Origin of the sequence: Calothrix anomala FACHB-343, assembly GCF_014696435.1 — a bacterium.
In the GTDB taxonomy this organism is placed as follows: Bacteria; Cyanobacteriota; Cyanobacteriia; order Cyanobacteriales; family Nostocaceae; genus Aulosira; species Aulosira anomala_A.
Map to the genome: position 1 here is coordinate 1 of NZ_JACJQG010000098.1, position 14,469 is coordinate 14,469.

At 40.7% G+C, this 14,469-nt stretch carries 11 protein-coding genes and 1 other RNA gene; 3 read left to right on the plus strand and 9 right to left on the minus strand.

Annotated features, from left to right (window positions below; translation table 11 throughout):
* Window positions 1-170 precede the first annotated feature (170 nt).
* A complete protein-coding gene (locus H6G08_RS34015) occupies window positions 171-1,106 on the plus strand; it encodes a PmeII family type II restriction endonuclease (protein WP_242046393.1) in 936 nt (311 codons plus the stop codon).
* Window positions 1,107-1,157: 51 nt separating this feature from the next.
* Here the strand turns inward: H6G08_RS34015 and H6G08_RS34020 are convergent, their stop codons facing one another.
* The 6 genes from H6G08_RS34020 to groL all read right to left on the minus strand — a co-directional run bounded on the left by H6G08_RS34020 (window position 1,158) and on the right by groL (window position 7,826).
* Window positions 1,158-2,231, minus strand: coding sequence for a Gfo/Idh/MocA family protein (locus tag H6G08_RS34020; RefSeq protein WP_190551267.1), 1,074 nt, complete (start codon window positions 2,229-2,231; stop codon window positions 1,158-1,160).
* A gap of 244 nt (window positions 2,232-2,475) precedes the next feature.
* Complete coding sequence (gene rnc, locus H6G08_RS34025; RefSeq protein ID WP_096645886.1) at window positions 2,476-3,195, minus strand: ribonuclease III; 720 nt, start codon at window positions 3,193-3,195, stop codon at window positions 2,476-2,478.
* A 196-nt stretch (window positions 3,196-3,391) separates the two neighbouring features.
* Window positions 3,392-3,889, minus strand: an RNA gene (gene rnpB / locus H6G08_RS34030) — RNase P RNA component class A.
* A 48-nt stretch (window positions 3,890-3,937) separates the two neighbouring features.
* Window positions 3,938-4,648, minus strand: coding sequence for a hypothetical protein (locus H6G08_RS34035; RefSeq protein WP_190551269.1), 711 nt, complete (start codon window positions 4,646-4,648; stop codon window positions 3,938-3,940).
* Window positions 4,649-4,711: 63 nt separating this feature from the next.
* Complete coding sequence (gene corA, locus H6G08_RS34040; RefSeq protein WP_190551271.1) at window positions 4,712-5,854, minus strand: magnesium/cobalt transporter CorA; 1,143 nt, start codon at window positions 5,852-5,854, stop codon at window positions 4,712-4,714.
* 301 nt (window positions 5,855-6,155) lie between these two features.
* Entirely contained in the window at window positions 6,156-7,826 is a 1,671-nt protein-coding gene (groL, locus tag H6G08_RS34045) for a chaperonin GroEL (protein WP_190551273.1), read from the minus strand.
* 525 nt (window positions 7,827-8,351) lie between these two features.
* On the opposite strand from groL, the gene H6G08_RS34050 reads away from it, so the two are divergent.
* The gene (locus tag H6G08_RS34050; RefSeq protein WP_190551307.1) at window positions 8,352-9,443 is read left to right on the plus strand and encodes an MraY family glycosyltransferase; all 1,092 of its coding nucleotides are present in this window, start codon (window positions 8,352-8,354) and stop codon (window positions 9,441-9,443) included.
* 126 nt (window positions 9,444-9,569) lie between these two features.
* Here H6G08_RS34050 and fabG read toward each other — a convergent pair whose 3' ends face one another.
* From fabG to H6G08_RS34065, 3 genes are all read right to left on the minus strand, one after another.
* Window positions 9,570-10,337 carry a 3-oxoacyl-[acyl-carrier-protein] reductase gene (fabG, locus tag H6G08_RS34055; protein ID WP_190551275.1) on the minus strand — a complete coding sequence of 256 codons (768 nt, stop codon included), beginning with the start codon at window positions 10,335-10,337 and terminating at the stop codon, window positions 9,570-9,572.
* Window positions 10,338-10,559: 222 nt separating this feature from the next.
* Complete coding sequence (locus tag H6G08_RS34060; RefSeq protein WP_190551277.1) at window positions 10,560-11,852, minus strand: glucose-1-phosphate adenylyltransferase; 1,293 nt, start codon at window positions 11,850-11,852, stop codon at window positions 10,560-10,562.
* Between the two features lie 405 nt (window positions 11,853-12,257).
* Complete coding sequence (locus H6G08_RS34065; RefSeq protein WP_190551279.1) at window positions 12,258-12,557, minus strand: hypothetical protein; 300 nt, start codon at window positions 12,555-12,557, stop codon at window positions 12,258-12,260.
* A gap of 477 nt (window positions 12,558-13,034) precedes the next feature.
* Here H6G08_RS34065 and urtA point away from each other — a divergent pair, with 477 nt between their 5' ends.
* Entirely contained in the window at window positions 13,035-14,357 is a 1,323-nt protein-coding gene (urtA, locus tag H6G08_RS34070; RefSeq protein ID WP_190551281.1) for an urea ABC transporter substrate-binding protein, read from the plus strand.
* The last annotated feature ends 112 nt before the right edge of the window (window positions 14,358-14,469 follow it).

Below are 14,469 nucleotides of genomic sequence, written 5' to 3' on the forward strand. Positions count from 1 at the left end.
GTTATTACCCGAAACTTCAGAAACCTTTATCTACCTTGCTATGATCCGTATTATGGTGAGGCGGCTAGCATAAAATTTGACCCCTAAAAACTTTTCAAACACCCTCTAAAGAGTTGGGTAGAAATTATATAGGAATTGAGATTAAACAAGAATATTGTGACCTAGCTGCAATGAATATTAAAACAGCAGTTGCTAATAGTCAAGTTGTGAAAAATAATAAACAATCTAATGAGGAATTAAATGTGGTTGACCGAGATTATACAATCTATCATGATTACTTGATTCAGCAGGTACTTACACCTTTCTATGATAAGAGATTTGAAAAATTGAGTAAGTTAAAACTAAAAGATGTCATTAAACGTAAAAACCCTTATTTATTTAAAGCAAAAAATATTGAACTTGCTCAAGATTTGGTTGCCAGCATAATTACGGCATTTCTTTCTTCACAAGAAGAAACGATTTTCGGGAATTTGCTAGAAGGATTTGCAATACATATATCTCAATCTTTATATGGTGGTTTTAAGTCAAAATTAAACAGTGTAGATCTAGAATTTCAACGAAATGAAACTTATTATATTGTAGGGATTAAATCTGGTACTAACTGGGGCAATTCTGCCCAAATTAGTAAGATGAAAGACAATTTTAAAAAAGCAAAACAATTATTGATAAAACAAGGTATTACAAGTAATATCGTTGCTATTAATGGTTGTATGTATGGTAAAGATAGTAATCCTTTGAAAGAAGATCTCAAAGATCCTGATAAGACATACTTTAAATATGCTGGTCAAGAGTTTTGGGAATTTATCTCAGGAGATGCCAATCTTTACCAAGAGATGATTGTTCCTATCGGGGAAGAAGCAAAGAAGAAAGATGAAATTTTTCAATCTACTCTTAATGCAAAAGTTAATGAAATGACTTTTGAATTTATACAGTATTTTACAATAAATGGTCACATTGATTGGATTAGGTTGGTTGATTATGTATCTAAAAAAGGCGATTTCAAATTAGAACCTATATCTCAACAGATGACGTTAGAACTAGAAGCAGGGGATTCAGATTTAGAAGAACCTCTAGATTTAGCAGATGCGCTAGATTTTGAAGAATAGAAGAAAATACTGCTGAATATCAGCCTATCAAGGAAAATCCCGATGCTGTTATCAAATACTATTGCTGTATTCCCTACAGCCTTTTAAAAAAATCGCCTGTCCACCATATTTGAGAGATACTGTAAGAGCAGAGAGAATTTGCACTAACTCCATACCTACCCAACCAGATGATTCAACTGGGGGCGTATTTTTCAGGATACAACTAATAAAGCGATCGCACACCCGCGCTAAAGGTTCGCCTGTTTCTACCTCTAATACCTCTTGACTTTGATTCATCGGTAAAAATTGATTATCTTGGTATTCAATTTCACCACTGAGTAAAGTTAAAGGCGACGGATGCAACATTTCATCAAAAATCAAGGTACCACAGTCACCCACCACCGCTAACCGCCTTTGTTTATCGGTATTTAGCCAGCAGAGATGAATATATGCTTGAAAACCATCTGCATAGGTTAGCGTCACCCATACTAAGTCAGCTAATCCTTGATTTGGGAAATTAGCAACTCTTTTCTCCCCTGCTTGTTGTAGCCACACTGTACCTGTAGCTTGGACTTTTACTGGTAGCTTACCTAACCAATTGTTAAAAATACCAATATCGTGAATCGCTAAATCCCATAATGCATCAACATCTTGTCTCACAGGCCCTAAGTGGGTACGAGTAGCATAGCCGTAGCGTAAATTACCTAACTTACCCGACTGAATGACAGCTTGTCCTTTCTCAACGGCTGGGTGAAATAAATAAGTATGATCCACCATGAGTATTAAATGTTGTCGCTGTGCTAACTCGCAAAGTTCACGACATTCTAACGGATCTAAAGTTAAAGGCTTTTCGGCTAACACATGGTAGCCCTGGTTGAGGGCATCCTTAATCAGATGATAATGGGTAGTAGCTGGAGTTGCGATCGCTATTGCCATTAAATCTGGTATTTGCTTTACAGCTTGGTAATCAGTAGTTAATAATACATTATCGTTTAGCTTAAATTGCCGTTTTACCGCCTCTAACCGTTCTGGATTGGAGTCTACAACCGCACTAATACTTACTTGGGGATGTTCTAAAAAATTCCGTAGCAAATGCACGCCCCAACGCCCAACGCCCAGGACAGCAATTTTAATTTTATTATTCATTAGTTATTAGTCAAGAGTCAATGGTCAAGAGTCAAGAGTCAATGGTCAATGGTCAATGGTCATTTGTCATTTGTCATTTGTCCTGCTTGTTGTCCTTTCGCGTCCCCAACGATTAATTAACACTAGATTGTGGGCTATGGACTTTTGACTATGGACTTTTGACTATGGACTATGGACTATGGACTTTTGACTCTTGACTCTTGACTAATAACTGAATTATCGACGTATAAATAGTATATTGAGTTCAGGGTTGTTCCTGATTAGTAATAGATAAAAAAGCTACTTTGGCTGCGGCTTGTTCGGCGGCTTTAATTGAGCGTCCTTTACCTTGACCTAGTTGTTTACCGTGTAACCACACCTCCGCCACAAATCGCTCTTGATTGCGGTGGGGTTGCGTAACTTCGACAACACGATATTCTGGTAATACTTTAAATTGCGCCTGAGTCCATTCTTGTAGGGCGGCTTTGTAGTTTAATCTAGCTGGATCGAGGCGAATTTCTGCTGCTAGTTGTTTGAAGTGGGGATCGAGCCAAGGACGGATTAACTCAAGATTGTGAGTACTTAGGTATAAAGCACCAAGAACCGCCTCAAAAGCGTCTGCTAACCGAGATTCTTGACCAACTTTATCAGCAGTAGCACTACCGGCGACTAATAAATACAGTTCTAAACCATATTCTCTAGCTAATTGAGCGAGAATGCGATCGCTCACCAAGACTGAACGAATAGCCGCAAAATCTCCCACCGGACAATCTGGATAATGTTCCCACAACACCACAGCCGCTACCAACCGTACTACCGCATCACCAACAAACTCCAGCTGCTCATAGTTGGCAGACTCCGACACAGTAGGATGAGTCAGAGCTAAATCAAGCAAGTGCCATTGTATAGCTGCTTCCTTTGGTAGACCTAACTTTTTAACTAAACTTTCAAGCTGGCGCTGACGGCGTGGATAAGCGAGAGACATTCAATTCAGAAGGGGTGCGGGAAGGGGACAAGGAAGACTAATGATACCAATTCAAAATTCAAAATTCAAAATTAAGAATGCTGACAGCACAAGGGTTTAGGACTGTGTATCCGTCGCATTGTCTTTTTAAATTGGTATGACTATTGACTATTGACTATTGACCATTGACTCTTGACCAATGCCCAATGCCTAAAAGAGAAGAGAGCAGATCGTAAGCCGGGTTCTGTTCTCTACTGTAGAGATGTTTTGCAACTTCCCTACAATGAGGGCGGTTATCTATCTGGGACGTATGTTACCAAACGCCTCTAGCGGCTCTATTTTGCGGAACTGGTAAAAGACCAACCATAGTTCCTTCGCCTTGCTCCCAACCGGGGTTTACCGAGCCAACGCCTCTCGACGTTGCTGGTGCGCTCTTACCGCACCTTTGCACCCTTACCAAAACTAGATTCAAAATCTGACTTTCAAAACTCTTAATTTTGAATTTTGAATTTTGCGGAAAGTTGCGTGCGGGGGTTCCCCCCGTTGAGCAAACTTTCCAAGACGAATTTTGAATTGTTTTGGCGGTATCTTTCTGTGGCACTATCCTCACGATCGCTCGCACTGGACGTTATCCAGCAAGTTTGGTCTTTTGGAAGCCCGGACTTTCCTCAAACCGATTTTGACAATCGATCTGCAACCGCCTACCTCTACTCTCTCCCTAGATACAGTGTAATCTTGGATGGCGTTGTGTGTCTGATTTGAATTACTTCTTTTTATTCCAAGGTAAGGCGTATGTCCAAGGCAATTTTCTAATGGTAAAAGGACAATTGACGATGCACATTGGCGGGATATTCTCACCCGGAGCTAAACCTACACGCACTTCAGACAAACGCAGGACTAACTGTAGTGAAAATTCTAACTGTTTTGTTCTGTTCACAAAGTCGTTGTATAACTTTTTTTGCGCTTTGACAGGACTTTTTTGCAAAGCCGTGATATTCACTAGGGGTTGTTTGGCTGAGTAAGTCCCTGAAGTTGCATCGCGGGCGAAAACATCTTCGGCTGTGACTGTTGCGGAAAGGGTTTTCTTGGGCGCGATGAGACTGGGGCTTTGGGGTACGGCTAAGTCACGAGTTAAATCTGGTGATTTGCGAATTACCCGGCGCGATTGCTTGCTATGTTCGACAACTATAGAACTATTATCCCAATCAACATAAATGGCGAGATTATCAGATTTATTTTCGATACTCACTGACAACTCTTTCAATTCATCAAAAGAATAGGAAGGACTAAGTTTAAAAGAAATTCCTACCTGGTCTTGGAGATTTTGCTCTTTGAGTTGATCGTCAACAACATTTTTTTGATGCTCAAATTTAATTTTGTCATCAATTGACTCAATCATCAAATTAAAAATGTAAGAGACGCCGATGATATAAAGCGTCAAAACCACTAAATTTTGGTCGCCACTGCCTCTCATAACTTTAAATATAGACTCCCTGTACTAATTTTGTATATTTGTTCCCTAACTCATCGGCTATAGTTAATCTTCCTTGATTGGTACTGACCTTTCTAGCCAGCCCCGCCGCCAGAAAAAGTATAATAATCCCCCGGCGATTCCTAGCATTACTCCCCAGCACAATAGATATCCCCATTTCCAATTGAGTTCAGGCATATTATACGGTGATATTTCCGTATTGAAGTTCATTCCGTAAATTCCTGCTACAAAAGTTAAGGGAATAAAAATTGACGAAACCACCGTTAGTAGCTTCATAATTTCATTCATTTTGTTACTCACTGCTGACAGGTAAACATCCATTAATCCTGATGTGAGTTCGCGATAAGTTTCTACCATATCAATTACTTGCACTGCATGGTCATAACAATCTCTTAGATATATGCGGACTTCTTCGCCGATCAAGTCATCGCTATCTCGCATTAAAGCACTCATCACATCTCGTTGCGGCCAAATGGCGCGACGCAGTTGCAGTAATTCTCGCCTAATTTTATAAATTTTCTGGAGTGTTTTTGGCGTAGGTTTAATAATAACTTCTTCTTCTAATTCTTCAATTTCCTCACCATAGCGTTCTAACACAGGAAAAAAACCATCAATAATGGCATCTAATAGGGCATAAGCTAAATAATCTGCGCCTGATTTGCGGATGATTCCTTTGGCTTTTTCAAGGCGCGATCGCACTGGTTCAAAACAATCATGTTCTGGTTCTTCTTGTACTGTGAGTAAATAATTTTTACCCAAGATTAAACTCACTTGTTCGCTATGAAAACCAAAGGCATTTTCCTTTGGTACTACCATGCGGGCAATAATTAATAATTGGTCGTCATAATCTTCTGTTTTCGGACGTTCTGGTACATTAACGATATCTTCTAAAACTAGCGGATGTAATTCAAAAATTTTACCAACTCTTTGCAATATATCTTGATTGCCTAAGCCCTGCACATCTACCCAAGTTACAGATGTTGTATCTAAATAAGGAACACATAGTTCTGGTGTTTCTATTTTTTTCCGAATATATGCTTGGGAATTATAATCTATCAACACAATTTCTGGATATTCAGCATTTTCATCAATTATTAGAGTGCCGGGAATATTTCCTGGTTGGTGATAGAATTCTTTGATTAATGAATGTTTGATAGCTTTACGATTGCGAGGAATTCTTAGACCCATAAAGTTTTACCTGTAGTCAATTGTCAATGGTCAGTAGTTAATATATAAATAAGCAGAAAATCAGGTTTTGGATGAATTTTAAATTATTCATCACAATTAATATTGTTTCGGGTAGGCAATGCCCAGCCTCAGAAATGAATTAGTGGCCAATGCCAATATTGGTTAACTATTCAAGCCGATATGATATCATCTCCTCACTTCTGAGTCAGAAATAATAAAAAAACAGTTTGTCTCAGTGTAGACAAACTGCTTCATAAATGTTTATACAAATAACCAATGGGAAGATATGGGGAAGCGGAGATTAGAACATGCCCATGCCGCCCATACCGCCCATACCACCCATGCCACCCATGCCGCCCATACCGCCATCAGCAGGAGCTGCGGGGGCTTTCTTTTCGGGTTTTTCTACAACCAAGGCTTCGGTGGTTAATACCAAGCCAGCGATGGAACCAGCATTTTGCAGTGCAGAACGCACAACTTTGGCAGGATCGATAATCCCAGCTGCAATTAAGTCTTCAAATTCTCCAGTAGCGGCGTTATAACCTACGTTAAAATCGGTTTCCCGGACTTTGGAGACGACTACGGAACCTTCTGCACCAGCGTTGTCTGCTATTTGACGTAGGGGTGCTTCTAAGGCACGGCCAATAATATCAGCCCCAAGCTTTTCTTCTTCATCTTTGAGGCTGTTTTTAATTGCTTCTACCTTGGTAGCCAAGTGAATCAAGGTTGTACCACCACCGGGAACAATTCCTTCTTCTACGGCGGCTTTAGTGGCGTTCAAAGCGTCTTCAATGCGGAGTTTGCGATCTTTGAGTTCGGTTTCTGTGGCTGCACCAACTTTAATTACTGCCACACCACCAGCTAACTTAGCAATCCGTTCTTGCAGTTTTTCTTTGTCGTATTCGGAATCTGTTTCTTCCAACTGCTTGCGGATTTGCCCAATTCGCTTTTGAATTTCTGGTTTAGTGTTGCTACCAGCGACAATGGTAGTGTTTTCTTTGTCGATGGTGATTTTGCGGGCAGTTCCTAAAGCTTCTAGAGAAGCGGTATCCAAGCTTAAGCCAATTTCTTCAGAAATTAACTGACCATCGGTAAGAATGGCGATATCTTGTAATAATGCTTTGCGGCGATCGCCAAATCCAGGGGCTTTAATTGCAGCTACAGAAAGTACGCCTCTTGCTTTGTTTACCACTAAAGTTGCCAAAGCATCGCCTTCTACATCTTCAGCAATTACCAGCAAGGATTGACCCAAACGCGCAACTTTTTCGAGTACGGGTACTAAATCTTGAATGCTGTTGATTTTCTTGTCGGTAATTAAAATGCGGGCATTTTCAAATTCTACGGTCTGGCGCTCGCTGTTGGTGATAAAGTAGGGAGAAATGTAACCCCGGTCAATCTGCATCCCTTCTACCACTTCTAATTCAGTTGTCAGGGACTTAGATTCTTCAACGGTAATTACACCATCTTTGGTGACTTTATCCATTGCTTCGGCAATCATGCTGCCGACTTCTTCGTCATTACCTGCGGAAACTGTCGCTACTTGAGCGATCGCACTTCCTTCTACTGGCTTGGCTATCTTGACGATTTCTTCTACCAGCGCCTCAATCGTCTTGTCAATTCCTCGTTTTAAACTAACTGGGTTGCTACCAGCTGCAACATTCTTTAGCCCTTCGCGGATTAAAGCCTGTGCTAAAACCGTCGCGGTAGTGGTACCATCACCAGCAACATCTTTAGTTTTTGATGCGACTTCTTGGATCAGCCGCGCACCTGTATTTTCTAATGGATCTTCTAATTCAATTTCTTTAGCTACAGTGATACCATCATTGACAATTTGAGGGGCACCATATTTTTTTTCTAAAAGCACGTTACGACCTTTTGGCCCTAAGGTGATTTTTACCGCATCAGCAAGAGCGTTAACACCCCGTTCCAGGGCCCGCCGTGATTCTTCATCAAATGCAATAATCTTCGCCATGTTTCATTTCTCAAGCGCTTCCATTAGACAATTTAGCACTCACAGCGCCAGAGTGCTAACACATTCCACGGTTCAAATCACAAATCAAGATAAAAAAATGAAATTACATATTTAACTGTCAACAGTCAATAGTTTATAGGATCGGGTTCCCCTAAATATGTATCGGGAAAACAGCTATTGTCAGTCAACCCACCCTTTCATCAACTATTGGACTTTGGACTTTGGACTTTGGACAAATGACCAATGACCAATGACCAAATAATAATTCCAATTTGGCTTTTATAACAGGCAAATCTATGCTTTTATCCTGTTTAGCCACTTCTATATACGGATAAAGCCATCAAAAACACTGGACAAAAATTTGAATGTGTATTTGCATCTGGGGAATGCTCTTGATGAGGATGTAAGACCGACTCAGTTTCAAGTTACGCCCGTAGACAAGTAGTGGCCGACTGCCTTAGTTGAAGCGGGAAATAAATATCAATTGCTCAGATTTGAGCGATATATGTAAATTTTATGGAGCAGATGAATTTAGGTAACTCCCTTAAATCCTTAGGTATTGCTGACCCTAGCGGCACCGGCTGGTTGGCTGTAGTATTTACGTTTCTCTTGGCTTGGCTAGTAACATGGCGGTTAATCCCCACAGTTCGCAAATTTGCCTTACGAGTAGGTTGGGCGGATCAACCAAATGCTAGGCGACTTAACCGGGAACCTTTGCCTAATGCGGGAGGGTTAGCTATTTATACAGGCGTAATTGCGGCATTGGTATTAGCAACTCTCTTAAGACCAATTGAACTACAAGGTGTATTAGCTCAAGTCCTGACAATTCTGTTAGGAGGAACGATATTAGTGCTGGTTGGCTTTATTGATGACCAATTTGGCTTACCTCCCTCTGTGCGGATGTTTACTCAGATTCTCACTGCCCTGTTGCTTTATGCTAACGGAATTAGAATTGATATTGCTTTTGGTACGCCTATCGACTCAGTTCTTTCCATTTTCCTGACAGTGTTTTGGGTAGTGGGAATTACCAATGCCATTAATTTAATGGATGGGATGGATGGTTTGGCAGGAGGGGTAAGTTTTATTACTGCCATGAGTTTGTTGGCGGTTTCTGCCCAAATTTCCTATCGTGCCGCAGCAACTCTAGTTTTGGCTGCTTTGGGTGGTGCAGCCTTGGGCTTTTTGCGCCATAACTTCCACCCCTCACGCATTATTATGGGTGATGCCGGGGCATACTTTTTTGGTTATGTACTAGCGGCAACGAGTATTTTAGGTAAACTCCAAGTCAATACAGTATTTTCCCTGATTCCCACAGTTTTATTTTTGCTGTTACCAGTATTAGATACTACGCAAGTAATTGTGCGGCGACTGATGGCGGGGAAAAACCCCATGAGTACCCCTGGTAAAGACCACCTGCACCATCGACTCTTGGCTTGGGGCTTCTCTCAACGCCGAGCTGCATATACTCTGTGGTCAATTACTTTAGTTTGTAATTTGCTGGCAATGAGAATGCAAAATTTGACTTTGGTACAAATGGTAGCTACCACTATGAGTGTAATTTTGCTGATTAGCTTTACTATTTGGGGAAGAATACAGCAGAGAGAATGTATTACTTGAGCGAAGTGGGAAGGGAAGGGAGACAAGGAGGACAAGGAGGACAAGGGGGACAAGGAGGAAAAATGACTATTGACCATTGACTCTTACCCCATGCCCAATGCCCAATGCCCAATGCCTAATGCCTATCTATGCCATGATCATACCACCATCGACATTAAACACTTGTCCGGTGATATAGGCGGCGGCGGGGTCGGCGGCGAGGAAGCGTACCATACCAGCAATTTCTTCTGGTTGACCGTAGCGACCAAGGGGGATAAATTTGAGAATTTCTTCGGTGTTGCTGAGGTTGCTGGTCATGTCTGTGGCGATGAAACCAGGGGCGACAGCGTTAACGGTGATCCCACGAGAAGCTAGTTCTTTAGCTACAGTTTTGGTAAAGCCGATGACACCTGCTTTAGCGGCGCTGTAGTTAGCTTGACCGGGGTTACCCATTTGCCCAGCAACTGAGGCAATATTAATAATCCGCCCAGAACGTTGCTTAAGCATAACTTTACTAGCCGCACGAGTGCAAAGAAATACACCAGTAAGATTAAGATCAATCACTGCTTGCCAATCTTCCGGCTTCATGCGTAACAGTAGAGTGTCGCGGGTAATACCTGCATTATTAACTAGGATATCAATCCGCTTAAATTTATCGATGACGGTGTTAAATAGGGATTCTACTTGATCGCTTTTAGAAACATCTGCTTGTATAGCGATCGCCTGACCGCCTGCATTTGTAATTTCTGTCACTATGCTATCAGCCGCACCACTAGAACTAGCATAATTAACGACTACATTAGCCCCATAGCTAGCTAATTCCAGCGCGATCGCTCTACCAATTCCCCGTGAAGCACCTGTAACAATTGCAACTTGTCCCTGCAATTTTTGTAAATTCTCACTCAAAAGTTCCATGAAATATATTTTGAATCACCGCGCTAATTATCTTATGGTGATTTGTACCTTTAGTATTAAAACTGCGTGTTATTGATTGTGGGTTATGGGTGTCAATGGTCAATGGTCAATGGTCAATGGTCAATGGTCAATAGTCAATGGTCAATGGTCAGGAAATTTTTGACTTTTGACTCTTGACTATGGACTTTTGACTCTTGACTTTTGACTTTTGACTATGGACTCTTAAATGATTGTGCCATCAGGGATGACGGCATTTTTTAATACAACCACAATTCCACTACGGATATAAAAGCCCTGACTTTCGCGATCGGCTTCTTGTACGTTATCTTTGTTGATAATTTTGACGTTTTGACCGATGCGGGCGTTTTTATCAATAATGGCACGGCGAATAATTGTATCTGCACAAATACCGACGGCAACCTCATCGCTGAATAAGTTACATTGACGTTCTACAGCAGGTTGGTAAAAATCGGCACCCATAATTAGGGAGTCTTCGATGATGGTACCAGATTCAACTCGCGATCGCACTCCTAAAACTGAATGTTCAATGCGGCAGTTTTTCAAAATACAACCTTCACCAATCAACGATTGGGTGATTTTGCAATCTAACATTTTTGTGGGAGGCAAGTAACGCGCGCGGGTGTAAATCGGCGCTTGTTCATCATAGAAGCTAAAAGGCGGTTGGGGTTGCTCGGTTAGAGCTAAGTTGGCATCATAAAAAGCTTCAATGGTTCCGATATCTTCCCAGTACCCATTGAATAAGTAGGCTTGGACGTTGTAATCTTTAGCCGCAGCATCAGGAATGATTTCTTTACCAAAATCTGTGCTTTCTAAAGATTCGCGCAATAATTTGATCAAAACTTCTTTTTTAAAGACGTAAATCCCCATCGAAGCGATGTAGGGTTGGAGTTGGGCTTGTTCTGGACTCAATCCCAGTACGGTGGTATCGACGCGCATTTTGGCTAAAGCGTCACCTTTGGGTTTTTCGCTAAAGTCAATTACTCTACCGGATTGATCGATTTTCATCAAGCCAAAGTCAGAAGCGCGGCGATCGTCGATGGGAATTACAGATAATGTAATATCTGCTCCTGTTTCTCTATGACGCTGGACAAATTCGCGGTAATCCATGCGATAGAGATGATCCCCGGAGAGAATCAGGTATTCTTCGGCGTCCCATTCCTCCAACAACCAGATATACTGACGCACAGCATCGGCTGTCCCTTGGAACCAGTTGGGGTTTTCTGGGGTTTGCTGTGCTGCCAAGACTTCGACAAAGCCCTCGCTGAAGCCACTAAAATTGTAGGCGCGAGCAATGTGGCGATTCAAAGAAGCTGAGTTGAATTGTGTCAGGACGTAGATTTTAAATATTTCTGAATTGATGCAGTTGCTGACAGGGATATCAATTAAGCGGTACTTCCCTGCAACTGGTACGGCTGGTTTTGCACGTAGTTTAGTTAACGGATAAAGGCGAGTACCTGCACCACCACCGAGTATGATTGCTAAAACTTTTTTCACAAAATGTCTCCCGACTGCCTTTCAACTCTCACCTTCAGTTTATGACTGTATGTAGCAGCTGGTAAGGGGGGATCGCAGATTCTGAAGCGTGAATTTTACAGAATGCTGGCGGTAATTAATGTCGCTGCCAATAAATACAGCATTAAGATTTATGTATAATTTACTGCCTGCCTAATTTAGGCGATCGCAATCGAGTTTTCACTAGTAAGTAGGCAATTATATCTAAACACTCAATTAATTTGCAGATAATCCCATTTTTTCTAAGTTACACATACTTTTGTACAAGTATCTTAAAATACATATAGTATACTTAGTTTAATAGGAATTATTCTCAAGTTTTGGGCAAAATTTTCATGGAAGAATTTAAGATGGAAGCTGAGTTAACAAGTGCGATCGCCAAATAAATTAAACACTCAATTTTTTGAAATTTAACTTGGTATTAACGAAATTTAATTGCTGTGATAACCTGATGTGCTGTACCCAAGGTTGCGCAGATAACTGGGAAATAGCATTTGCAGACAGAGTAGCTGTAAAAATATTCTTTCCGGGAGTGACATCATTCACCCCGATTTTTTCCAAAACATCAATAGCAGTTGCATCTAACACAGGTTCAGTATGGATAAACACTGTCAAACTCTGTGCATCTGAGTTTTGTACTTGATTGAGTGCAGAAGCCAAGGCTGCGTCAAGTTTTTGATAGTTCATAAGCAATTCCTTAAACAGCGTAGCTGGTGATTGTTAACCTAACCTATCACCAAGCTATCAAATTTATCGATTTTCATTACCTATCTTCGTATAGACGTAACATCCTGTTGGCTACGTCTAATTGCAGATTTGCTACATCAATCCTATCGGTAGTAACAGGGTAAAATTTTATCTTTTATTCAGATTTGATGCTTGACAAAATATTAAATGTTGGAGATGGGAGGGGAAAAATTATTATTTCTGAAGTTATCTTGCTTTCAGGTTAGTACTGGAAAATCTAATATATTTGTTGCGCAATAATTAAAAATTTTTATTTAACTTAACGTAAATTATTTTTCAAGTAAAGAAACCGAAATTTAGTATCCTAAATAACAATTTAGTGGTTAAATATCAAACTAATATCACAGTTTAAAGCTTGCGCTGGTTAAATTTCTAGGAGCTAGCTGATTCTTCATTGAGAGGAAAATTCACAAATATATGAGTAGACTTAACCGACGTAGGTTTTTGATTTACGGTTCCGCAACGATTGGTACCAGTATCTTTCTCAAAGCTTGCGCTAATGAATCTCCCAGCAGTACAAATAGTCCCAGTCCCACTAGTGCAAATAGCCCCAGTGCTTCCCCTGTAGCTGCTAGTGGCGACAAAATCAAAATCGGGATTTTGCACTCGCTAAGTGGCACAATGGCTATTAGCGAAAAAAGCGTTGTTGATGCGGAAAAATTGGCAATTAAGGAAATTAATGCCAATGGTGGGGTTTTAGGAAAACAAATCGAAGCGATTGTTGAAGATGGTGCTTCTAACTGGGATACTTTCAGAGAGAAAGCAACTAAACTAATCGATCAAGATAAAGTAGCTGTGGTTTTTGGCTGTTGGACTTCAGCTAGTCGCAAGAATGTTAAACCCGTGTTTGAAAGTAAAGACCACATGCTGTGGTATCCCGTACAGTATGAAGGTCAAGAATGCTCTAAGAATATTTTCTACACAGGTGCGGCACCAAATCAACAAATTGAACCTTCTGTTGACTGGCTGTTAAAAAATAAAGGCAAAGAATTCTTTTTAGTCGGCTCAGACTACGTATTCCCTCGGACTGCCAATACAATTATTAAAGCTCAATTAGAAGCTCTTGGTGCTAAAACAGTTGGTGAAGATTATTTACCATTAGGTAACACAGAAGTTACACCAATTGTGACGAAAATTAAGCAACAGTTACCCAATGGTGGGGTAATTTATAACACCTTAAATGGTGATAGTAATGTGGCTTTCTTCAAGCAATTGAAAGGTGCGGGATTAACACCAGATAAATATCCTTCAATGTCAGTAAGTATTGCTGAAGAAGAAGTGAAAGCCATTGGTGTGGAATATCTCAAAGGGCACTATGCTGCGTGGAATTACTTCCAAACAGTCGATACTCCTGCGAATAAGAAATTTGTCGAAGCTTTTAAAAAAGAATATGGTGCAGAAAGGGTAACAAATGACCCAATGGAAGCTGCATATATTGCTGTTTATTTGTGGAAGCAAGCAGTAGAAAAAGCGGGTAGCGTTGATTTAGCAAAAGTACGCGCAGCAGCTTATGGTCAAACCATAGATGCGCCAGAAGGAAAAGTGACAGTCAGTCCTAATCATCACATCTCCAAAGTTGTGCGCATTGGTCAAGTGAGAGATGATGGTTTGTTTGATATTGTCTATGCTACACCTGCACCAGTTGAACCTGTACCTTGGAACCAATTTGTGAAAGAAACCAAGGGATATGCTTGTGATTGGTCTGATCCAGCTAAGGGTGGTAAGTACAAAAAGGCTTAATTAGTCATTGGTCATTGGTCATTAGTCATTGGTCATTGGTCATTGGTGAAAACTTTGACGGAATTGGCTGATCTGATATATCTTTATTCCCCATAAATTTTTATAAAAACTC

Coding starts and splice junctions, on each gene's coding strand:
- H6G08_RS34015 (WP_242046393.1), top strand. CDS start 171: ATGAATATTAAAACAGCAGTTGCTAATAGTCAAGTTGTGAAAAATAAT.
- H6G08_RS34020 (WP_190551267.1), bottom strand. CDS start 2,231: ATGAATAATAAAATTAAAATTGCTGTCCTGGGCGTTGGGCGTTGGGGC.
- rnc (WP_096645886.1), bottom strand. CDS start 3,195: ATGTCTCTCGCTTATCCACGCCGTCAGCGCCAGCTTGAAAGTTTAGTT.
- H6G08_RS34035 (WP_190551269.1), bottom strand. CDS start 4,648: ATGAGAGGCAGTGGCGACCAAAATTTAGTGGTTTTGACGCTTTATATC.
- corA (WP_190551271.1), bottom strand. CDS start 5,854: ATGGGTCTAAGAATTCCTCGCAATCGTAAAGCTATCAAACATTCATTA.
- groL (WP_190551273.1), bottom strand. CDS start 7,826: ATGGCGAAGATTATTGCATTTGATGAAGAATCACGGCGGGCCCTGGAA.
- H6G08_RS34050 (WP_190551307.1), top strand. CDS start 8,352: ATGAATTTAGGTAACTCCCTTAAATCCTTAGGTATTGCTGACCCTAGC.
- fabG (WP_190551275.1), bottom strand. CDS start 10,337: ATGGAACTTTTGAGTGAGAATTTACAAAAATTGCAGGGACAAGTTGCA.
- H6G08_RS34065 (WP_190551279.1), bottom strand. CDS start 12,557: ATGAACTATCAAAAACTTGACGCAGCCTTGGCTTCTGCACTCAATCAA.
- urtA (WP_190551281.1), top strand. CDS start 13,035: ATGAGTAGACTTAACCGACGTAGGTTTTTGATTTACGGTTCCGCAACG.